Origin of the sequence: Pseudoxanthomonas sp. 22568, assembly GCF_052044485.1 — a bacterium.
GTDB classification, from domain to species: domain Bacteria; phylum Pseudomonadota; class Gammaproteobacteria; order Xanthomonadales; family Xanthomonadaceae; genus Pseudoxanthomonas_A; species Pseudoxanthomonas_A beigongshangi.
The window spans coordinates 27,277-46,974 of sequence record NZ_JBQENC010000006.1; the positions used below are offsets into that span (position 1 = coordinate 27,277).

Annotated in this window: 16 protein-coding genes; 10 read left to right on the forward strand and 6 right to left on the reverse strand. The window is 68.3% G+C overall.

Going from position 1 to position 19,698, the window contains the following annotated elements; genetic code table 11:
• Positions 1 to 33 precede the first annotated feature (33 nt).
• Complete coding sequence (locus tag ACTJI2_RS09230) at positions 34 to 1,398, forward strand: dicarboxylate/amino acid:cation symporter (RefSeq protein ID WP_203323496.1); 1,365 nt, start codon at positions 34 to 36, stop codon at positions 1,396 to 1,398.
• A gap of 226 nt (positions 1,399 to 1,624) precedes the next feature.
• Complete coding sequence (gene tkt / locus ACTJI2_RS09235) at positions 1,625 to 3,625, forward strand: transketolase (protein WP_141453973.1); 2,001 nt, start codon at positions 1,625 to 1,627, stop codon at positions 3,623 to 3,625.
• A 288-nt stretch (positions 3,626 to 3,913) separates the two neighbouring features.
• On the opposite strand, the gene ACTJI2_RS09240 is transcribed toward tkt, so the two are convergent.
• Entirely contained in the window at positions 3,914 to 5,857 is a 1,944-nt protein-coding gene (locus tag ACTJI2_RS09240; RefSeq protein ID WP_440841903.1) for an acetyl-CoA hydrolase/transferase C-terminal domain-containing protein, read from the reverse strand.
• Positions 5,858 to 5,972: 115 nt separating this feature from the next.
• Here ACTJI2_RS09240 and ACTJI2_RS09245 point away from each other — a divergent pair, with 115 nt between their 5' ends.
• Genes ACTJI2_RS09245 through ACTJI2_RS09255 form a run of 3 tightly spaced genes read left to right on the forward strand, consistent with a single transcriptional unit; the run spans position 5,973 to position 8,489 of the window.
• Positions 5,973 to 6,341: a BlaI/MecI/CopY family transcriptional regulator gene (locus ACTJI2_RS09245; RefSeq protein WP_440841904.1), complete on the forward strand. Its 369-nt coding sequence runs from the start codon at positions 5,973 to 5,975 to the stop codon at positions 6,339 to 6,341.
• Positions 6,331 to 7,935 carry a TonB family protein gene (locus tag ACTJI2_RS09250; protein WP_440841906.1) on the forward strand — a complete coding sequence of 535 codons (1,605 nt, stop codon included), beginning with the start codon at positions 6,331 to 6,333 and terminating at the stop codon, positions 7,933 to 7,935. Before ACTJI2_RS09245 ends, ACTJI2_RS09250 begins: the two co-directional genes overlap by 11 nt.
• The gene (locus ACTJI2_RS09255) at positions 7,932 to 8,489 is read left to right on the forward strand and encodes an energy transducer TonB (protein ID WP_440841907.1); all 558 of its coding nucleotides are present in this window, start codon (positions 7,932 to 7,934) and stop codon (positions 8,487 to 8,489) included. The genes ACTJI2_RS09250 and ACTJI2_RS09255 overlap by 4 nt, the downstream gene beginning before the upstream one ends.
• Here ACTJI2_RS09255 and ACTJI2_RS09260 read toward each other — a convergent pair.
• The 5 genes from ACTJI2_RS09260 to ACTJI2_RS09280 form a co-directional block, all read right to left on the reverse strand.
• Positions 8,486 to 9,115 (reverse strand): molybdenum ABC transporter ATP-binding protein, encoded by a 630-nt coding sequence (locus tag ACTJI2_RS09260; protein WP_183644289.1) that lies wholly within the window; start codon positions 9,113 to 9,115, stop codon positions 8,486 to 8,488. The genes ACTJI2_RS09255 and ACTJI2_RS09260 overlap by 4 nt on opposite strands.
• Complete coding sequence (gene modB / locus ACTJI2_RS09265) at positions 9,115 to 9,807, reverse strand: molybdate ABC transporter permease subunit (protein WP_183644286.1); 693 nt, start codon at positions 9,805 to 9,807, stop codon at positions 9,115 to 9,117. Before modB ends, ACTJI2_RS09260 begins: the two co-directional genes overlap by 1 nt.
• A 10-nt stretch (positions 9,808 to 9,817) precedes the next feature.
• Positions 9,818 to 10,600: a molybdate ABC transporter substrate-binding protein gene (modA, locus tag ACTJI2_RS09270; protein ID WP_440841909.1), complete on the reverse strand. Its 783-nt coding sequence runs from the start codon at positions 10,598 to 10,600 to the stop codon at positions 9,818 to 9,820.
• Positions 10,601 to 10,763: 163 nt separating this feature from the next.
• The gene (locus ACTJI2_RS09275; RefSeq protein ID WP_440842043.1) at positions 10,764 to 11,576 is read right to left on the reverse strand and encodes a S1/P1 nuclease; all 813 of its coding nucleotides are present in this window, start codon (positions 11,574 to 11,576) and stop codon (positions 10,764 to 10,766) included.
• 44 nt (positions 11,577 to 11,620) lie between these two features.
• Positions 11,621 to 12,244, reverse strand: a complete 624-nt coding sequence (locus tag ACTJI2_RS09280; protein ID WP_440841910.1) for an OmpW/AlkL family protein — start codon at positions 12,242 to 12,244, stop codon at positions 11,621 to 11,623.
• A 244-nt stretch (positions 12,245 to 12,488) separates the two neighbouring features.
• On the opposite strand from ACTJI2_RS09280, the gene gap reads away from it, so the two are divergent.
• The 5 genes from gap to ACTJI2_RS09305 all read left to right on the forward strand — a co-directional run bounded on the left by gap (position 12,489) and on the right by ACTJI2_RS09305 (position 19,690).
• Entirely contained in the window at positions 12,489 to 13,493 is a 1,005-nt protein-coding gene (gap, locus tag ACTJI2_RS09285; protein ID WP_183644277.1) for a type I glyceraldehyde-3-phosphate dehydrogenase, read from the forward strand.
• A gap of 221 nt (positions 13,494 to 13,714) precedes the next feature.
• Positions 13,715 to 16,429: a DUF2339 domain-containing protein gene (locus tag ACTJI2_RS09290; RefSeq protein WP_440841912.1), complete on the forward strand. Its 2,715-nt coding sequence runs from the start codon at positions 13,715 to 13,717 to the stop codon at positions 16,427 to 16,429.
• Positions 16,426 to 17,805: a DUF3999 domain-containing protein gene (locus ACTJI2_RS09295; protein ID WP_440841913.1), complete on the forward strand. Its 1,380-nt coding sequence runs from the start codon at positions 16,426 to 16,428 to the stop codon at positions 17,803 to 17,805. The genes ACTJI2_RS09290 and ACTJI2_RS09295 overlap by 4 nt, the downstream gene beginning before the upstream one ends.
• A 71-nt stretch (positions 17,806 to 17,876) precedes the next feature.
• Positions 17,877 to 19,052, forward strand: coding sequence for a phosphoglycerate kinase (locus tag ACTJI2_RS09300; protein WP_440841915.1), 1,176 nt, complete (start codon positions 17,877 to 17,879; stop codon positions 19,050 to 19,052).
• Positions 19,049 to 19,690, forward strand: coding sequence for an HAD family hydrolase (locus ACTJI2_RS09305; protein ID WP_183644265.1), 642 nt, complete (start codon positions 19,049 to 19,051; stop codon positions 19,688 to 19,690). Before ACTJI2_RS09300 ends, ACTJI2_RS09305 begins: the two co-directional genes overlap by 4 nt.
• The last annotated feature ends 8 nt before the right edge of the window (positions 19,691 to 19,698 follow it).

Below are 19,698 nucleotides of genomic sequence, written 5' to 3' on the forward strand. Positions count from 1 at the left end.
TAAGCTGGATGCTTCGTTCCGAAGGCATCCCTCATGACCGAAGCCCCGACCACCGGCAAGAACAAGCTACCGCTGCACTGGAAAATGGCGATCGGTTTCATCGCCGGCCTGGCAATGGGATTGCTGGTGTACATGACGGGAATCGGCCAGCTGACCGCCGCCGGCACCGGCAATCCGGCCTGCGTCGCCGGGGCCGCCGATCTGCCCTGGCAGTGCATGCCATGGGTGCAGCTGATCACCAGTTACGTGACCGGGCCGATTGGCCAGCTGTTCCTCAATCTCATCTTCATGCTGGTGGTGCCTCTGCTGTTCTCGGCGCTGGTGGTCGGCGTTTCCGAGATGGGCGATATCCGGGCGTTCGGCCGGGTAGGCTGGCGTACCCTGGGCTATACCGTGCTGATGTCTTCCATCGCGGTGGTGCTGGGCCTGCTGCTGGTCAACTGGTTGCAACCGGGCAGCGGCATTGACCGCGAGACCGCGCAGCACCTGCTGGCCGAGGGAGCGCAACGCGCCAGCGCCATCGTCGCCAGCACGCACGAGCAGCCGCACGGGCTCGACATGCTGCTGTCGATCGTTCCGGACAACGTCATCAAGGCCGCAGCCGACAACACCATCCTGGCGGTGATGTTCTTCGCCCTGATGCTGGGCATCGGCATGGTGTTGACCCCGGGCAAGGCGACCGACACGCTGCGCGAGGGCATCCAGGGCCTGTTCGACGTGTCGATGACCCTGATCGGCCTGGTGATCCGCCTGGCTCCGTACGCGGTGTTCTGCTTCATGTTCGATCTGGCCGCGAAGTTCGGCTGGGACCTGTTGTTCAAGCTGGCCAGTTACGTCGGTGTCGTGGTGCTGGCGCTGGCCCTGCACCTGTTCGTGGTCTATTCGATCGCGTTGCGCGCGATTGGCGGCTACTCGCCGCGCGCCTTCTTCCGCGGCACCCAGGAAGCGATGGTGCTGGCGTTCTCCACCGCGTCCAGCAACGCCACCCTGCCGACCTCGCTGCGGGTGGCGGAAGAGAAGCTCGGCCTGCCACCGCGGATCTCGCGCTTCGTGCTGACCGTCGGCGCCACCGCCAACCAGAACGGCACCGCGCTGTTCGAAGGCGTGACGGTGATCTTCCTGGCCCAGTTCTTCGGCGTGGACCTGACCCTGTTCCAGCAGGTGCTGGTGATGCTGGTGTGCATCCTCGGCGGCATCGGCACGGCCGGCGTGCCGTCCGGCTCGCTGCCGGTGGTGGCGATGATCTGCGGCATGGTCGGCGTACCGCCGCAGGGCATCGGCCTGATCCTGGGCGTCAACCATTTCCTCGACATGTGCCGCACCACCCTCAACGTCACCGGCGACATCGCGATCGCGGCGATGGTGTCCAAGGGCGAAACCGATCGCGGGCACACCTGAGTTCTTGATCCGGCCGAATCCGCTCCCGACGCCCCGCCGATCGCGGGGCGTCGGCGTTTCGCGGCCGGGAAACACTGAAGACAGGAAATCCTGGGTCCCCGCAAGTCACTGATTCAAGGGGGGATTCGGTTCGCCGGGCGATTCCGCCGTTTCTGCCCGGCCGCCGGTCTATGGGACAATGGGCGGCCCGCATTCCGGCGCGCCACTCCAAAGCCCCGATCTCCCCATGACGACGCCCTCCCGCCGCCAGCTCGCCAACGCCATCCGTTTCCTCGCCGCCGACGCGGTCGAAACCGCCAAGTCCGGTCATCCGGGCATGCCCATGGGCATGGCCGACATCGCCGAAGTGCTCTGGAACGATTACCTGAGCCACAGCCCGAAGAACCCGCACTGGTTCAACCGAGATCGCTTCATCCTGTCCAACGGTCACGGCTCGATGCTGCAGTACGCGCTGCTGCACCTGAGCGGCTACGACCTGCCGCTGGAAGAGCTCAAGCATTTCCGCCAGTTGCACAGCAAGACCGCCGGCCATCCGGAACGCCATGAAACCCCCGGCGTGGAAACCACCACCGGTCCGTTGGGCCAGGGTTTCGCCAACGCGGTCGGTTTCGCGCTGGCCGAGAAGCTGCTGGCGCAGCGCTTCAACCGTCCCGAATTCGAAATCGTCGATCACCGCACCTGGGTGTTCATGGGCGACGGCTGCCTGATGGAAGGCGTGTCGCACGAAGCCGCCTCGCTGGCCGGCACCTGGGGCCTGAACAAGCTGGTCTGCTTCTGGGACGACAACCACATCTCGATCGACGGCAACACCGATGGCTGGTTCACTGACGACACCCCGGCGCGCTTCGAAGCCTATGGCTGGCAGGTGGTGCGCAACGTCAACGGCCATGATCCGGTCGAGATCAAGGCCGCCATCGACACCGCGCTGAAGTCCGAGGACAAGCCGGTGCTGATCTGCTGCCGCACGACGATCGGTTTCGGTTCGCCGAACAAGGCCGGCAAGGAATCCTCGCACGGGGCGCCGCTGGGCAAGGAAGAACTGGAAGCCACCCGCAAGGCGCTGGAATGGCCGTATGGCCCGTTCGAGATTCCGCAGGAAATCTACGATGGCTGGCGCGCCGGCAACACCGGCCTGGTGCGCGAGGAACAGTGGAACATGCTGTTCGACAAGTATGCCGCGCAGTATCCCGAACAGGCCGCGGAACTGAGCCGCCGCTCGCATGGCGACCTGCCGGAAGGCTTCCTGGCCGCCGCCGATGCCTTCATTGCCAAGACCCAGGCCGAAGGCCCGGTGATTGCCTCGCGCAAGGCTTCGCAGCTGGCGATCGAAGCGTTTGCCCCGCTGCTGCCTGAAATGATCGGCGGTTCCGCGGACCTGGCGCACTCCAACCTGACCCTGTGGAAGGCCAGCAAGTCGGTCGCCACCGATGATCCGAACGCCAACTACGTGTACTACGGCGTGCGCGAGTTCGGCATGACCGCGATCAGCAACGGCCTGGCGCTGCACGGCGGTTTCCTGCCGTTCGACGCGACCTTCCTGGTGTTCAGCGATTACGCGCGCAACGCGGTGCGCATGAGCGCGCTGATTCCGGCCCACGCCATCCACGTCTACACCCACGATTCCATCGGCCTGGGCGAGGACGGTCCGACCCACCAGCCGGTCGAGCACCTGGCGTCGCTGCGCTACATCCACAACAACGACGTGTGGCGTCCGTGCGACGCGGTCGAGTCGGCGGTCTCGTGGAAGGCGGCGATCGTCCGCCGCGATGGCCCGAGCTGCCTGATCTTCTCGCGCCAGAACCTGCCGCACCAGGCGCGCAGCGAAGCGCAGGTCGCCGACATCGCGCGCGGCGGTTACGTGCTGGCCGATGCCGCCGGCACCCCGGACGTGATCCTGATCGCCACCGGCTCGGAAGTGGGCCTGGCCATGCAGGCCAAGACCACGCTGGATGCCGAAGGCATGAAGACCCGCGTGGTGTCGATGCCGTCGACCGACGTGTTCGATCGCCAGCCGGCCGAGTACCGCGAAGCGGTGCTGCCGAAGGCGGTGCGCAAGCGCGTGGCGGTGGAAGCGGCGACCACCGATTTCTGGCGCAAGTATGTCGGCCTGGACGGCGCGGTCGTGGGCATGGAGAGCTTCGGTGCCTCCGCGCCGGCGGAAGCGCTCTACAAGCACTTCGGCATCACCGTGGAGAAGGTGGTCGAGGCGGTGAAGTCGCTGGATTGAGAACGGACTTGCCGTCGTGAATCACGAAAAAGGCCGGGCGTGAGCCCGGCCTTTTTCATGGGTGAGTACCGTCGCCGCCGACACCCGTCGATTGCACCGTAGAGCGGAGCTTGCTCCGCTGCCGTGATCGTTGCCGTTCGATCGACGGCGGTTGCGGCAGACGGATGATCGGTCGGGCCTGGATTTCAGGGGTGAAAGTCCTGGTGGGAGAAAGAGCAAAAATCAAGAACAAAAGCAAAGCAGCGGAGCGAGCTCCGCTCTACGTCGGTGGTGGCGATGCGGCCTGGGCTAACCCCGGGTTTCGCGCAATCCCAATGCCAGCAGCTTCGCCTCCACGCGCCCACCCCAACCGGCGGGATTCCTCAATCCCATCCGCTCCATCGCCTCGGCATCGGCGGTGCCCGCTGACATTGCCCGCAACACCGTGCCCACCTTGCCCAGTGGCGTGGTGGTCTGGCTCTTCAGCCAGGACAGGGCTTTCACCAGGCGCTGTTCCACTTCGGTGAAATCGCTGCCCAGCGGGTAGTCGGGCAGGGTGCCGTCGTGGCGGAAGCGGCGCAGGCGCGCGGTCAGATGCGCGGGCGTGTTCTCCGTCCAGGCCGCCGGCGGGACGAATTCGCGACGGAGTTTGCGGCTGCGCTGCGCTTCCTCCAGCAGGCCGGACTGGAAGCGCGCGTCGGTGATGCCGGCCATCGCGATCACGCAGTCCTCGTCATTGCGGCCGCGCAGATCGGCGATGCCGTATTCGTTGATGCACAGATCGCGCAGATGGCGCGGGATGGTGGTATGGCCGTAGTTCCAGCGCACGTTCGAATGGGGCTTGCCGCCGGCGTCGCGGATGGCGCGGAACATCAGCGCCGAACGGGCATCTTCCAGCGCATGCGCCATCGCCACGAAGTTGTACTGCCCACCGACACCGGACACGACCCGCCCATCTTCCAGCCCATCCGACACCGCCGCACCGAGCGCGGTCATCATCATCGCCGAGTTGAAGAAGCGCGCCTCGCGGCGTTGCAGGCGTTCCAGCGATTCGTGGCCGCCATAGATCTGGTTGACGCTGCCGATGCGGCGCATGCCGATGGCGCGGCGCTCGTCATCGGGGAGCGTGCGCAGCCAGTCGTAGAAAGCCGGCGATCCCAGGTAGAACGCGCCGTGCAGGTACTCGCCGTCGCGCTGCAGCCGCGCCTCGTCGCCGAGATTCGCGGTGCCGTCGGCGATGCGTTGCATCAGCAGTTCGTCGTCGACCACCTTGCGGCGGATCACGCCGGTTTCCACCAGTCGCTTGAATCCCTCGTTGATCATTTCGCTGCAGCCGTACAGGCCCGCTTCGAAAGGATCCAGGCCACCGCTCTCGATCACGGCGGGATGCTGTTCGATCCGGGGATCCAGTGCCGCCAGCACCGCGCGATAGGCGGCGTTGTCGGTATGGCGCAGCACCAGCGCGTGGCAGAGCGCGTCGGCCAGCGCGCCGATGCCGATCTGCAGCGTGCCGCCGTCGCGCACCAGCGCACTGGCGTACAGGCCGATCGCGTATTCCGCATCGGAAACAGGCTGGCGCGGCAGTCCGAACAGCATCGGATAGGGGCCCGGCGGGGTCACCACCGCGTCGAAGTAGTCCTCGTCCACCGCCGCGGTACCGCCCAGCCAGGGCAATTGCGGATCCACTTCCGCCACCAGCAACGGACGGGGCAGGCCACGTGCCAGCACCGCCTCCACCGCATCCTGGGTGAGGTCGTTGTTGCAGGAGAGCGACAGCCGGCTTCCACCGGGCTCGCGCGCCACCTTCTGCACGATCACGTTGAGCGCGCGATCGCCCAGCGCCCGCGCCACGTGGGTGTAGTTGAGGCTCGCGTAGCGCCGCTGCGCCTGCGAGGAGGACAGCAGCGCGCCGGACTGCATGTAGAACTCCTCGATTTCGATGTGCGCGGGCAATGCGTCGCGCTTCATCGCCTGCACGTAATCCAGGCGCGGGAAGTCGTCGCCGAAGTGGCGCGAGGCGAAGGGGGCGAGGAAGCGCGCTTCCAGGCCCGCGTGCGCCTGCGGTGGATCCAGCGACAGCGCGGTGTAGAGGAACCACGGGCGGGAGGCGTCCTGCCGCAGCCGCGCGTACAGCGCGTTGAGCAGGCGATGCGGTTTGCCGATGCCCAGCGGCGCGCCCATGCGCAGGGTCTGCGGGGTGTGCTGGAGGATGAATTCGACGGCGCCGTCGAGGGAGTCCAGGTGAACGGTCATGCGCGCAAGCTTAGGCGAAAGCCGGTGAGGGAGGCAGGAACGGGGCGCCTGCCGGGGGCTTGACAGGCGAACTGTTTACGCGCGTAATCGATAAAAATTTACAGGTGTAAACGCCATGCCGATCAGCGATGCCGAAGCCCTGGTGATGGAGGTGCTCTGGCGGGAACACCCGCTCGGCGCCGACGAGGTGCTGGCGGCCCTGTCCGCGCAGACCGGCTGGGCCGAGCCGACGGTGAAGACCCTGCTCAACCGGCTGCTCAACAAGGGCGCCATCCAGGCCCGGAAGGAAGGCCGCCGTTACCTCTACACGCCCGTATTGCCCCGCGAGGATTGGGTGCGGCAGCAGAGCGCGGGAATGCTCGAACGCCTGTTCGGTGGGCGGGTGGCGCCACTGGTGGCGCATTTCAGCGAACAGGGTCGGTTGTCGCCGGCGGACATCGCCGAACTCAAGAAACTGATTGCGGAGCTCGACGATGAGCAGTGATCTGCTGCGCCTGCTGTTGGCGACCACGCTCGCCACGTCCCTGGTCATCCTGATCCTGTACCTGCTGCGTGCGCCACTCCGGCGCTGGCTGGGAGCGGGTGCCGCCTACGCGTCCTGGCTGTGCGTACCGGTCGCCGCGCTCGCGGTGCTGCTGCCCGCGAGCGAGGTGGCGGTGGAATGGGACGCGGTGGGCACGGTGCTGATGCCGATGCGGGCGGCCACCGCGGCGGCGGCACCGTCCCTGTCCTCGATGTGGGAAACATGCCTGCTAGTCGCCTGGCTGGGCGGCGGCGTCGCGATGGCGGGCTGGCTGTGGATGCGACAGCACCGCTTCGTGCGCGGCCTGGGCGAGCTGCGCCGGCGCGGGGATGGGCTGTGGAGCGCGACGAGTACGCGCGGACTGCCGGCGGCCATCGGACTGTTCCGTCCCCGCATCGTGGTGCCGGCCGATTTCGAGTCCCGCTATCTGGAACGGGAGCGGGTTCTCGTCGCCTGCCACGAGCGCCTCCACATCAACCGCGGCGATCTGGTGGCCAATGCGTTCATGTCGGCGCTGCGTTGCGTCTACTGGTTCAACCCGCTGATCCATCTGGCAGCGCGCCGCTTGCGCATCGACCAGGAACTGGCCTGCGACGAAGACGTCATCCGCCGGCATCCCGGTGCCCGGCGCAGTTACGGCGAGGCCATGCTGAAGGGGCAACTGGATGTCGGTCCGGTGCCGCTCGCCTGCCATTGGCCCGCGCCGCATCCGCTCAGGGAGAGGATCGCCCAACTCGGAAAGCAGCTTCCCTCTCGGCGCCGCCGTGCTCTGGCGACGCTGCTGGTGGCCGCGATGGTCGTCGCGGCCGGCTACGGCGCCTGGGCCGCGCAACCGGCGCCGCCGCCCGCGGTCGCGCAGGAGGGCCTGTACCACATCGCCATGCAGGTGAGCCTGGGCGGTGCGACCCGTGCGTTCGAGATCCGCGAGAAGCCCGGAAAGGTATTCGCGGTGTCGGGCCAGACGGAGGCCGGCGAGACGTGGAAGGGCACGTTCCGGGTCGAAGCGATGACGGCCGGGCGTGCCCGCGTGCTTGCCGATATCGACGTCGCCGGCAAGCCGGCGGGAAGCCCCGAGTTGCTGATCGAGCTCGGCAAGTCGGCGAGCCTTCGCATCGACGGTGAAAACGGGAAGCCTTCCCTCTCCATCGAACTGATGGTCACCCTCGAACCGGGAACCACCTCGCCGCTGAGCACCGGCAGCCGTCCAATCAGCCGGATGAAGCGCGCCGTCGATCATTCCACGCTCGCACCGCCGCGATATCCCGCCAGCCGGCATGAGGGGACGGTGGTGATGAGGCTGGTCATCGGGACGGAGGGAGGGGTGAGCCAGGTCGGCCTAGAGCGCAGTTCCGGCTTCGACGATCTGGACCAGGCCGCGATGACCGCCGCGCGCGGATGGCGTTTCGAGCCGGCCATCGAAGCGGGCCGTGCCGTGGTGTCGATGGTGCGGGTGCCGGTGGAGTTTTCGCTGGATGAACCGGATGACCTGGCGCAACAGGCCGCACGCGATCCGACCGAACCCGCGTGGAATGGACAGCGGAGTGCGCGGCGATGAGGCGCACCGCGCATGCGAGCGCGCCACGCTGGATGCTGGCGGTGACGATCGCCGGCCTGACCGCTTGTGCCAGTCCTCCCGCCACCCGCATCGACAGCGTCGAGCGCCGCCTGATCATGCCGGAAGGCAGCGCGCGCTACCCAATGGCGGCGCACCAGGCGTTCGCCTATCCGGTTCCGCAGGACAACGTCTCGCCGGTGTTTCCCGCCGACTATCCCGCGCGCGAACTGGCGCCCACCACGCTGTGCGTGTCGTTCGTCGTCGATGCAGCGGGCAATCCTGCACAGGTCAACGCATTGGCCCAGGAAGGCTGCGCGCCGGCGGAGCAGTTCGTCCCGCTGCGCGACGCGATGCTGGCCGCGGTGAGGCAATGGCGGTTCGAACCGGCGATGTTCTGCGACTATCCCGATGCCGCCACCCGCGATCGCGACTGGAATGGCGTCGGCTGCGCGGGTGCGACCGTGCAGAAGCGGATCGTGCCGGTATCGCTGGCCTATGCCTTCACCTTCAGTCTCCGCAACGGCAAGGGCGAGGTGGCGTCGGCCAAGCGCTAGTCGCTGCCCGGCGCCATCGCATGCACGGCGTCGGCCAGGCGGCGCACTTCCTCGGCGTGGTGGCTGACATAGACGATCGGCAGGCGGATTTCATCGCGGACCCGCTGCAGGTAGGGAATCAACTCTTCACGGCGTGCCTGGTCCAGCGCGGACAGGGGCTCGTCGAACAGCAGGATCGCCGGTTGCGAGAGCAGCGCACGCCCGATCGCCACCCGTTGGGCTTCGCCGCCGGAAAGGTTGCGCGTGCGCCGTCCCAGCAGCGCACCGATGCCCAGCAGTTCGACCACCGCGTCGAAACCGAAGCGTACCGGCGTGTTTCGGCCATGGCGCCCGTAGCGCAGGTTGCCGCGCACGTCCAGGTGCGGAAACAGGCGCGCATCCTGGAACACGTAGCCGATGCGGCGTCGATGGGTGGCGATATCGATGCGGTTCGCGCTGTCGAACAGCACCCGGCCATCGACTTCGATATGCCCGGCCACCGGCGATACCAGCCCGGCGATGGCGTTGAGCACGGTGGTCTTGCCCACGCCGGACGGACCGGAAAGCGCGAGCACGCGCGCGTCCGATTGGATGCGCACGCGCCGATGGAACGTACCGCGCCTGAGTTCCACGTCCAGCCGCAGCATCAGATTTCCTCCCGGCCAACGTGGCGCCGCGTGAGCCATTCCGACAACAGCAGCGCGATCAGCGAGATCGCGACCGCGACCGCCGCCAACCGCCAGATGCCGGCTTCGCCGCCGGGGACCTGCATCAGCCCATAGATCGCCGACGACAATGTCTGGGTCTCGCCCGGAATGTTGGACACGAAGGTGATGGTGGCGCCGAATTCGCCCAGTGCCTTGGCGAACGCCAGCACGGTACCGGCGACCAGGCCGGGCCAGGCCAGCGGCAGGGTGACGGTGAAGAACACCCGCCAGGGACCGGCGCCTAGCGTGGCCGCGGCCTGTTCCAGCCTGCGGTCGGTGTTCTCCAGCGAGAGCCGGATGGCGCGCACCATCAGCGGAAATCCCATCACCGCGCAAGCCAGCGCCGCGCCGGTCCAGCGGAACGCGAACACGATACCGAAGTGCTGTTGCAGGAAGGCGCCAACCGTACCCTGCGTTCCCAGTGTCATCAGCAGGGCGTAGCCCATCACCACCGGCGGCAGCACCAGCGGCAGGTGCACCACCGCGTCGAGCAGCGCCTTGCCGGGAAAACGGCGCCGTGCCAGCAGCCAGCCCACCAGCACGCCGAACGGCAGGCTGGCGATCGCCGCGGTCACCGCCACCTTCAGGCTCAGGCGGATGGCGGTGATTTCCTCGGGTGTGAACCAGTCCAAGCGGCGCGGCCTACTTCAGCAGGACGAAGCCGTGCCGGCGAAAGATCGCGCCGGCTTCCGGCGAAGCGAGCCACTTCACCAGGGCATTCGCCTGCGCGTTGCGCTCGCCGCGCAGCGCGGCGACCGGATAGACGATGGGCGGATGGCTGTCGGCGGGAAAAGTCGCCACCACCCGCACCGCGGGTTCGGCGCGCGCATCGGACAGGTAGACGATGCCCAGCGGGGCCTCGCCGCGGGCGACCAGCATCAGCGCCGCGCGCACGCTTTCGGATTCGGCCAGGCGCGTCTCCACGCCCGGCCACTGGCCCAGTTTCTGCAGCGCCGCGCGCGCGTACTTGCCGGCCGGAACGGTGCGGGTCTGCCCGACCGCCAGCCGGCCCTGGCCCAGCGCGGTCGCCAGCGATCCGGGCCTGGCCAGGTTCACCTGGCGCGTGCTCGCCTTGGGGGCAATCAGCACCAGCCGGTTGCCGAGCAGGTTGCGTCGCTGCGCCGGCTCGAGTTTGCCGCGCTGTTGCAGGTAGTCCATCCATTCGAGATCGGCGGAGAAGAACACGTCGGCGGGCGCAGCCTGCTCGATCTGCCGCGCCAGCGCGGAACTGGCGGCGTAGGACACCCGGACCGGCGTGCCGGTGGCGCGCTGGTAGGCGGCGGCGGCCTCGTCCATCGACTCCTTGAGGCTGGCGGCGGCGAACACCGTCAGCGACGCGGGTTCCTGCGCCGGTGCAGTCGTGGTGAAGGCAAGTCCCAGGACCAGCAGGCTTGCCCAACGACGAAGCGGGAAGGGGCGGATCATGGCGGGGCTCTGCTCGGGTGCGCCAGGGAATGCCGTGGCGCGCGCCGCGTGCGAAACGCGCGCGATGGCGCGGGGCGCGCACGCCGCGAGCGCCGGCGGAGCGAATGCGAACAACGAAAACAAGCGTCGGACATTCATCGGGATGCGTCCTGGGCCGGGGGATTCAGTGCGGGGCAAGCGCCGCGTTCAACAGCGATGCCAGGCGCGCGCCGCCCAGCCTCAGCTGGCGCTCGGCGATCGGCCGCTGCTGTTCGTAGTACGCGGTTTCCAGTTTGGCTCGGGTGGGATAGAAGCCCGGCGCGACGACAATCGCGCAGGATTGGCGCGCCCAGTCCGCCGAGGCGGGAGGCAGCGCGGCGGCCCGATCAGGCGCGGGAAGAGGCAGCGCGCGCAATACCCGCAGGTAACCGTCTTCATTCAGTCCGCGGCTGTTGAGCAGGCCACTGTCCCAGACCCGGTGCAGGTTGCCGCCCTTGCCCTGGTAGCTGGTCTGGAAATCGTTGCCGCCCTTGTCGCGCGCATAGCCGGCATGCAGCGGCTGGTGGGCATCGCCGACGAAATGGACGACGAACTTCAGTGCCTGCAGGCGTTCGGCGTCCGGTCGCCTGGGGTCGGCGAGAATGGCGCTCTGCGCGCGGATCGCCTCGACCACGCATTTGCCGTCGGGGCAATCACGCGCGGGCTGGTAACTGCAATCGTGTTCGCCGATGTTGACGTAGTGCCAGCGTGCGGTGGCCTTGCCGAGGTCGGGATCGTTCTCGCGCAGGTCATCGGCCCAGTTGGCGATGCCGGCGAGCGTGGGCTCGGCTTCGCCGCGCAGCAGGCGCTGGATTTCCGCGCGCGCCCGCGGATCCAGATCGGCTTCCGCCAGGCGTGCCACCAGCCGGTGTCCCAGCGGACCCCAGGCGCCTGCGCGGGGCGCGAGCGGCAGGAGCAGGCAGAAGGAAAGGAATGCGGAAAAAACGGTGCGGGTCATGCCGGCCACTTTAACCGACATGACCCGCTCCGGTGGTTACAGGCTTAGAACTTCAGCACATATGCCGCGCCGTAGACGAGCGGATCGATCTTGGCCTGGCCGAGCTTCACGCCGTCGAGCTTGACGTCGCTGTCGATGTCCATCCAGCGCACGTCCACGCGCACGGCGCCGCGTTCGCTGACCTTGAAATCCAGGCCGGCGTGCGCGGCCAGGCCCCAGGAGTCCTCCAGCTTCAGCTTGCTGCCGGCGAGCGCGCCGCGGGTGTCTTCGCTGAAGAACGTGGTGTAGTTGATGCCTGCGCCCAGGAACGGCGACACCTTGCCCTGGCCGTTGAAGTGGTACTGCAGGGTGAAGGTCGGCGGCAGGTGCTTGGTGCTGCCGACCCGGCCCAGGCCCTTGATCTCGATGTCGTGCTTGAACGGCAGCGCGGCCAGCACTTCCAGGCCCAGGTTGTCGCGCAGGAAATATTCGAAGGTCACGGTCGGCTTGACGTCGCTGTCGATGTCCAGCGCCAGCGCGCCATTGGCCAGCTTGCCGTTGTCGGATTTCGGGTTGACCTGGTGGACGCCGAAACCGAGCGTCCAGTCGCCCTTGGACTGCGCGAAGGCGGGCAGCGCGGCGCCGGCGAGGGCGACGGCGAGAACGGCGGATACGAGGGGCTTGTTCATGGGACTTCTTCTTCTCGAGGGGACGTGTGGGTGAATCGATGTGCGCAGTGTCCGCGCCCGCGCGGCGCGTCGCCTTGATCCGGATCAATGGCGCGTGAAGAGGCCGGAAAATGCATGCGGAGCGGGCATGGACCCGGCATCCGCGCCCGCCCCTCCGTCCCGCATGGCCGGGCGCGCCGGCCCTGATAGAATGGTCATCCCGTCAACCCCGCCGCGCCGGGCGCGGCCGCAGGAGTCCCGAGCAATGTCGATCAAGGTTGGTATCAACGGCTTCGGCCGTATCGGTCGCAACGTGTTGCGTTCCGCCGTGCAGAATTTCGCCGACGACATCGAAATCGTCGCCATCAACGATCTGCTGGAACCGGACTACCTGGCGTACATGCTGCAGTACGACTCCGTGCACGGCCGCTTCAAGGGCGAGGTGAAGGTCGAAGGCAACACCCTGATCGTCAACGGCAGGAAGATCCGCCTGACCCAGGAACGCGATCCGGCCAATCTCAAGTGGGATGAAGTCGGCGCCGAAGTGGTGATCGAATCCACCGGCCTGTTCCTCGACAAGACCACCGCGCAGAAGCACCTGGATGCCGGCGCGAAGAAGGTGATCCTGTCGGCGCCTTCGAAGGACGACACCCCGATGTTCGTCTACGGCGTGAACGACAAGACCTACAAGGGCGAGGCGATCATTTCCAACGCTTCGTGCACCACCAACTGCCTGGCGCCGCTGGCCAAGGTGCTGCACGACAAGTGGGGCATCAAGCGTGGCCTGATGACCACCGTGCATGCCGCCACCGCCACCCAGAAGACCGTCGACGGTCCGTCCAACAAGGACTGGCGCGGTGGCCGCGGCATCCTGGAAAACATCATTCCCTCCAGCACCGGCGCGGCCAAGGCGGTCGGCGTGGTGATTCCGGAACTCAACAAGAAACTGACCGGCATGAGCTTCCGCGTACCGACCAGCGACGTTTCGGTGGTGGACCTGACCTGCGAACTCGAGAAGCCGGCCACCTACGCCGAGATCTGCGCCGAGATGAAGTCGCAGAGCGAAGGCGCGCTGAAGGGCATCCTGGGCTATACCGAGGACAAGGTGGTCGCCACCGATTTCCGCGGCGACACCCGCACCTCGATCTTCGACGCGGATGCCGGCATCGCCCTGGATGGCACCTTCGTCAAGCTGGTGAGCTGGTACGACAACGAGTGGGGCTATTCCAACAAGTGCCTGGAAATGGTCCGCGTGGTCGCCGGCAAGTAATCAAGCCATCCGGGACTTTCCGGAAGCAATACGCGAAGGCGCCTGCGGGCGCCTTCCGCGTTTACGGGTATCGCCGTGATATACCGGCTGGCCAGCGGGAGGCGACCCGGGGGCAGCTTCTTGCAATGCTCCGGGCTTTGCCGGAGGCTGCGGACGCGAATCCGGACGCGGACCCGACTTGCGGCGCGCCGGATCCATGACGAGGACGGGAAATGGATGACTTGGCGGGAGTGTTGGTCCTGATCGGCCTGGCTGTGCTGGCGGTGCCGGTACTGCTGATCCTGGCGCTGGTGTCGGTCGCCGGATTGAAACGGCGGGTCGCCGCGCTGGAACAGCAACTGGATGCGCTACGGAGAAACGCCGCGGCCGCCACGGGTGCGCCCGCGACGGAACAGGCGCCGCGCGCGACCGCGCCGGTCCGCGAGCGGGTCCCGCCGGAGCCGCAAAGCGAAGACGTGTCCACGCCCACGCTCGCCGAGCCGATGCGCTCGTCCGCGCCCGAACAGGCGCCGCCGCCGCGTGCGGCCGCGCCGGTACCGCCGCCTTTGCCCCCGGCCGAGGCGACCGCGCCGGCCGCCGCATCCACGCGCGTACCGCCGCCTTCCGCGCCTGCCGAACCGCCGCGTCCGGATTTCGTCAGCCTGGGGCTGCGGGCGGTCAAGCGCTGGTTCACCGTCGGCAACGTGCCGGTGAAGATCGGCGTGCTGGTGCTGTTCGCCGGTGTGGCGGCGCTGCTGAAGTACGCCAGCGATCAGGGTTGGCTGCGCCTGCCGATCGAACTGCGCCTGGCCGGCATCGCGGCCGCATCGCTGGCGGCGCTGGTATTCGCCTGGCGCAAGCGCGAAAGCAATCGCAGCTTCGCGCTGTCGTTGCAGGGCGGCGCCATCGGCATCCTGCTGTTGACGGTGTTCGCCGCGTTCAAGCGCTACGAACTGCTGGAGGCCGCACCGGCGTTTGCCCTGAGCGTGATCCTGATCGCCGGTGCGGGGGCGCTGGCGGTGTTGCAGAACGCCAAGGCGCTCGCCGTGTTCGCGATTCTCGCCGGCTTCCTGGCGCCGATCTGGCTGTCCACCGGCAGCGGCAACCATGTCGCGCTGTTCTCGTACTACGCGGTGCTGAACGCCGCGATCCTGGGCGTCGCCTGGTGGAAACCGTGGCGCATCCTCAACCTGCTGGGCTTCGTCTTCACCTTCGGCATCGGCACGATCTGGGGCGTGCTCGACTACCAGCCGACCAAGTTCGCGACCACCGAGCCGTTCCTGCTGCTGTTCTTCGCGTTCTACCTGATCATTCCGCTGCTGTATGCGCGCCGGCAGCCGGAAGGCCGGCGCGGACTGGTCGAAGGTTGCCTGGTGTTCGGCACGCCGCTGGTCGCGTTCTCGCTGCAGGCGGGATTGCTGCAGGGCGAACGGCTGCCGCTGGCGTTCAACGCGCTGGGATTGGCGGCGCTGTACGCGTTGCTGGCGGCGGCGCTGCGCCGACGCGGCGGTTTCGAACGAATGGTGCCGTCGTATGCGGTGCTGGCGGTCGGTTTCGCCACCCTCGCCGTGCCGCTGGCGCTGTCGGCGCATGCCACCGCCAGCGTGTTCGCGCTGGAAGGCGCGGCGCTGGTCTGGCTCGGCCTGCACCAGCGGCGGCGGTTGCCGCTGATCAGCGGTACCGGCTTGCAGTTGCTTGCGGCGTTCGCGTTCCTGCTTGGCCTGAGCCGGGTGCTCCCCGATACCGCCGTCGCCAATCCGGCCTTCATGGGCGCGCTGCTGATCGCGCTGGCCGGACTGGCGAGCGCGTGGGTGTTGCGGACGCACGGCAAGCCGATGCCGGCGCTGGCGTTCTATCTGTGGGGAATGGCGTGGTGGCTGGGAACGACGGTCGGCGAGATTGGCCGGTTCGTGGCCTGGGATGCGCGCGCCGACGCGCTGCTCGTGCTGGTCGCGTTCACCGGCTGGATCGCGGCCGAGGTGCATCGCCGTCGTCCCGCGACCGCGCTCGCGATGACCACCTTGCTGGCACTCGCGGCGGCCCTGCCGCTGGCGCTGGCGCAGACCCAGGCCCACGGACAACCGTTCGCCGGCTACGGCGCGCTGGCTTGGCTGGCGTATGCAGTCCTGGGCGTGCGCAGCCTGCTGTGCCTGCGTTCCAGCGAACACGCGCTGGCCGGCTGGGCGCAGTTCGCGTGGCTGCTGGTGTGGCCCTCGGTGCTGTCGATGCTACTGGAATGGACCGGCGGACGTTTCGAACTGGCCGAGGGCTGGCGCGTGCTGGGCATCGGCCTGCCGTGGCTGGCGGCCGCGGCGCTGGGCCTGTTCCGCTGGCCGTGGCTGGCGACGCCGCTGGGCGAGCGCTTCGACGGTTATCGCGGCACGCTGCTGGCGGTGCTGTTCGTGGTTCTGGGCATCGGTGGACTCGGATCGCTGTGGCTGGCCGGCGCGGCATCGCCGCTGCCGTGGGTGCCGCTGCTCAACCCGCTGGAACTGACGCAACTGGCGATCTTCGTCCTGTTCGCATGCTGGGCATGGTCGCCGCAGGCACCGGAACTGCTGCTGCGGTGGCGGCCGATGGTGCTGGCGCTGCTGGGCTTCGTGCTGATCACTTCGGTCGTGCTGCATGCCGTGCACCATTGGGGTGGCGTGGCCTGGAACGATCGGTTGATTTCCACGGGCCTGGCCCAGACCAGCCTGACCGTGGTGTGGAGCGTGCTGGGCGTGATCGGCTGGATCGCCGGCTCGCGTCGCGGCCAGCGCGGCCTGTGGCTGGCCGGCGCCGTGTTGATGGGCGTGGTGCTGGTGAAACTGATCCTGGTGGACCGCGGCAACCTGGGCGATGTGCTGGGCATCGCTTCCTTCATCGCCTATGGCCTGCTGTGCACAGTGGTCGGTTATCTCGCGCCGGCGCCGCCGCGCGTGGCTGGCCCGGAGAATGACGGAGAACATGCATGACCCCGATCGCATCGCGCGCGGCAAAGGCCGCGCTCACCCTGCTGGCCTTGTTGGCGGCCGCGCAGGCGCTGGCCGGATCCCGCGATGACTATGCACGCGAGTGGCCGTTGAACGCCGCGCAATCCGACGCGGGCGCCTACCGGGTGACGCTGGATGCCGCCGTCTACCGGCAGGTGCAGTCGCCTGAGCTGAAGGATCTGGAGGTGTTCGATGCGCACGGCCAGGCGGTGCCGACGGCGTTGCTCGAGACCGGGCGTCCGCAGGCCGCTGCCGCCCGCCGGCAAACGCTGCCCTGGTTTCCCCTGCCGGCGATGAGCGCGGCGGCGTCTCGTGATATCGCCGCGATCAGCGAGATCGCCAGCGATGGCAGCCTGCGCCGGGTCGAACTGCGCGGCAAGGATGCGCAGGACGGCGGCATCCTGATCGATGCCAGTCGCCTGGAGGCCGCGCCGGTCGCGCTGCGGGTCCGCTGGAGCGCGGGACAGGCGCCGTTCGATCGCGCCTACCGGGTAATGGCGTCCGACAATCTGCGCGACTGGCAGACCGTGCAGGAGGAAGGGCATCTGGTCGAACTGGAGAACCAGAGCCAGCGGGTCATGCGCGATCGCATCGAACTGGCGCCGGTGAAGGCACGCTACCTGCGGCTGGCCCCGCTGGCGGCGGGGACGCCGCTGCGCGTGGAGCAGATGGAGGCCGAGCTGGCCACGGCGGCGCGCGAGCCCGACTGGGCCTGGCAGGAACTGGCGGGAACGCGCATCGAGGATCCCGATGGCGCCGTGCACTACGAATTCGTCTTGCCCGGACGCTTTCCGGTGGAGCGCGCCGACGTGCTGCTGCCCGGCAACAGCACCCGCGCGTGGACCTTGGCGTCGCGCGACGATCCGGCGTCGCCCTGGCGCCGCGCGGCATCGCCCTGGGTGGCGTACCGGTTGCAATCCGGCGACCGCATCGACGCCTCGCCGCCGCAGCCGCTGGACGGCCTGCGCCGGGATCGCCACTGGCGCCTGACCGGCGCGCGCGGCGCGCAGACCGAAGCACCCCGCCTGCGGTTGGGCTATCGGCCCGAGACGCTGGTGTTCGTGGGCCAGGGCGAACCGCCGTTCGCGCTCGCGGCCGGCAGTGCGCGCACCCGCCGTGACGATGCGCCGCTTGCGGAACTGGTCGCCGCGCTGCGGAGCCAGCGCGGCCCCACTTGGCAACCAGCGGTGGCGACGCTGGGCCAGGCGCGCGTGCTGGCCGGCGATGCCGCGCTGACGCCCGCGCCACCGCAGCGCGACTGGAAGGCCTGGCTGCTGTGGGGGCTGCTGGTGGCCGGTGCCCTGCTGGTGGCAGGATTCGCCTTCAGCCTGCTGCGCAAGCCGCCACCCGCGGGCTGAGGGCCCGCGGTTTGCGGCGCCTGCGCGCAGCCGGGACAATAGGCGTCTTTCCCCGCCCCGAAGGAATGCCCATGTCCATCGTCCGCATGACCGACCTCGACCTCGCCGGCAAGCGCGTGCTGATCCGCCAGGATCTCAACGTGCCGATCGAGGACGGCCGGATCACTTCCGAACAGCGCATCACCGCGTCGCTGCCGACGCTGAAGCAGGCGCTGGGGCAGGGCGCGGCGGTGATGGTCACCTCGCACCTGGGACGCCCGAAGGAAGGCGTGTGGAGCGAAGCCGATTCGCTGGCGCCGGTGGCCGCGCGGCTGTCGGAACTGCTGGGCGTGGACGTGCCGCTGGTGCGCGACTGGGTGGACGGCGTGGACGTCAAGCCGGGCCAGATCGTGCTGCTGGAAAACTGCCGCATGAACGTGGGCGAGGGCAAGGATGACGAGGCCCTGTCGAAGAAATACGCCGCGCTCTGCGATGTGTTCGTCATGGACGCCTTCGGCACCGCGCACCGTGCGCAGGCCTCGACCCATGGCGTCATCCGTTTCGCCGGCGTGGCCGCCGGCGGCCCGCTGCTGATGGCCGAGCTGGATGCGCTGGCCAAGGCGCTGGACAAGCCGGCCCGTCCGCTGCTGGCGATCGTGGCCGGCAGCAAGGTCTCGACCAAGCTGGAATTGCTGTCCAACCTGGTCGGCAAGGTGGATCAGCTGATCGTCGGTGGCGGCATCGCCAACACGTTCATCGCCGCCGCCGGTCATGCGGTCGGCAAATCGCTGTACGAGCCGGATCTGCTCGACACCGCGCGCAAGATCGACGCCGACGCGAAGGCGCGCGGCGCCGACATCCCGCTGCCGTCCGACGTGGTGGTGGCGAAGGAATTCAAGGCCGATTCGCCGGCCGAGGTGAAGGCGGTCGATGCGGTGTCCGCCGATGACCTGATCCTCGATATCGGCCCGCAGACCGCGCAGCGCTACGCCGAGCTGATCCGTTCGGCCGGAACGGTGGTGTGGAACGGACCGGTCGGCGTGTTCGAGTTCGACGCGTTCGGCAAGGGCACCGAGGCGCTGGCGCGCGCGATCGCGCAGTCGCCGGCGTTCTCGATCGCCGGCGGTGGCGACACCCTGGCCGCGGTCGACAAGTACGGCATCGCCGGCGAGGTGAGCTACATCTCCACCGGTGGCGGCGCGTTCCTGGAATTCCTGGAGGGCAAGACCCTGCCGGCGGTGGCCGCGCTGGAGGCCCGCGGACAGTGACGCGCGATACCCTGTTCTTCGATCTCGACGGCACCCTGATCGATTCCGCCGTCGGCATCACCCGTTGCGTCGCCTATGCACTGGAGCAATTGCGGCATCCGGTGCCGGCCGACGCCGAACTGCGCCGCTGGATCGGCCCGCCGCTGCGCACCAGTTTCGGTCCGCTGCTGAAGGAGCCGCGGCAGGTGGAACTGGCGGTCGAACACTATCGCACCCGCTTCGAATCGCACGGCTGGGCCGAGCACGAGGTCTACGAGGGCATCGGTGAGGCGGTGGAGGCGCTGCACGCGCGGGGACATCGCCTGGCGATCGTCACCGCCAAGAACGAGCCGCATGCGCGCAAGATCATCGCGCACCTGCCGTTCGGTCATCGGTTCGAGGATGTCATCGGTTCCACCATCGACGGCAGCCTCAGCCACAAGCCGGAGCTGATCGCCGAGGCGATGCGCCGCCTGTCACTGGCACCGGAACAGTGCCTGATGATTGGTGATCGCCACATGGACATCGATGGCGCGCGCCATCACGGCATGCGCAATATCGGCGTGCTGTGGGGATTCGGCGGCGAGGCGGAACTTCGCCAGGCCGGCGCTGATCACCTCGCCACGCGACCGCCGGATCTGCGCGCGCTGCTGGCCTGAGCATCGCG

Excerpts from the sequence above, each read along its gene's own strand:
- ACTJI2_RS09230 (WP_203323496.1), top strand. The coding sequence starts at position 34 with ATGACCGAAGCCCCGACCACCGGCAAGAACAAGCTACCGCTGCACTGG.
- tkt (WP_141453973.1), top strand. The coding sequence starts at position 1,625 with ATGACGACGCCCTCCCGCCGCCAGCTCGCCAACGCCATCCGTTTCCTC.
- ACTJI2_RS09240 (WP_440841903.1), bottom strand. The coding sequence starts at position 5,857 with ATGACCGTTCACCTGGACTCCCTCGACGGCGCCGTCGAATTCATCCTC.
- ACTJI2_RS09245 (WP_440841904.1), top strand. The coding sequence starts at position 5,973 with ATGCCGATCAGCGATGCCGAAGCCCTGGTGATGGAGGTGCTCTGGCGG.
- ACTJI2_RS09250 (WP_440841906.1), top strand. The coding sequence starts at position 6,331 with ATGAGCAGTGATCTGCTGCGCCTGCTGTTGGCGACCACGCTCGCCACG.
- ACTJI2_RS09255 (WP_440841907.1), top strand. The coding sequence starts at position 7,932 with ATGAGGCGCACCGCGCATGCGAGCGCGCCACGCTGGATGCTGGCGGTG.
- ACTJI2_RS09260 (WP_183644289.1), bottom strand. The coding sequence starts at position 9,115 with ATGCTGCGGCTGGACGTGGAACTCAGGCGCGGTACGTTCCATCGGCGC.
- modA (WP_440841909.1), bottom strand. The coding sequence starts at position 10,600 with ATGATCCGCCCCTTCCCGCTTCGTCGTTGGGCAAGCCTGCTGGTCCTG.
- ACTJI2_RS09275 (WP_440842043.1), bottom strand. The coding sequence starts at position 11,576 with ATGACCCGCACCGTTTTTTCCGCATTCCTTTCCTTCTGCCTGCTCCTG.
- ACTJI2_RS09280 (WP_440841910.1), bottom strand. The coding sequence starts at position 12,244 with ATGAACAAGCCCCTCGTATCCGCCGTTCTCGCCGTCGCCCTCGCCGGC.
- gap (WP_183644277.1), top strand. The coding sequence starts at position 12,489 with ATGTCGATCAAGGTTGGTATCAACGGCTTCGGCCGTATCGGTCGCAAC.
- ACTJI2_RS09295 (WP_440841913.1), top strand. The coding sequence starts at position 16,426 with ATGACCCCGATCGCATCGCGCGCGGCAAAGGCCGCGCTCACCCTGCTG.
- ACTJI2_RS09300 (WP_440841915.1), top strand. The coding sequence starts at position 17,877 with ATGTCCATCGTCCGCATGACCGACCTCGACCTCGCCGGCAAGCGCGTG.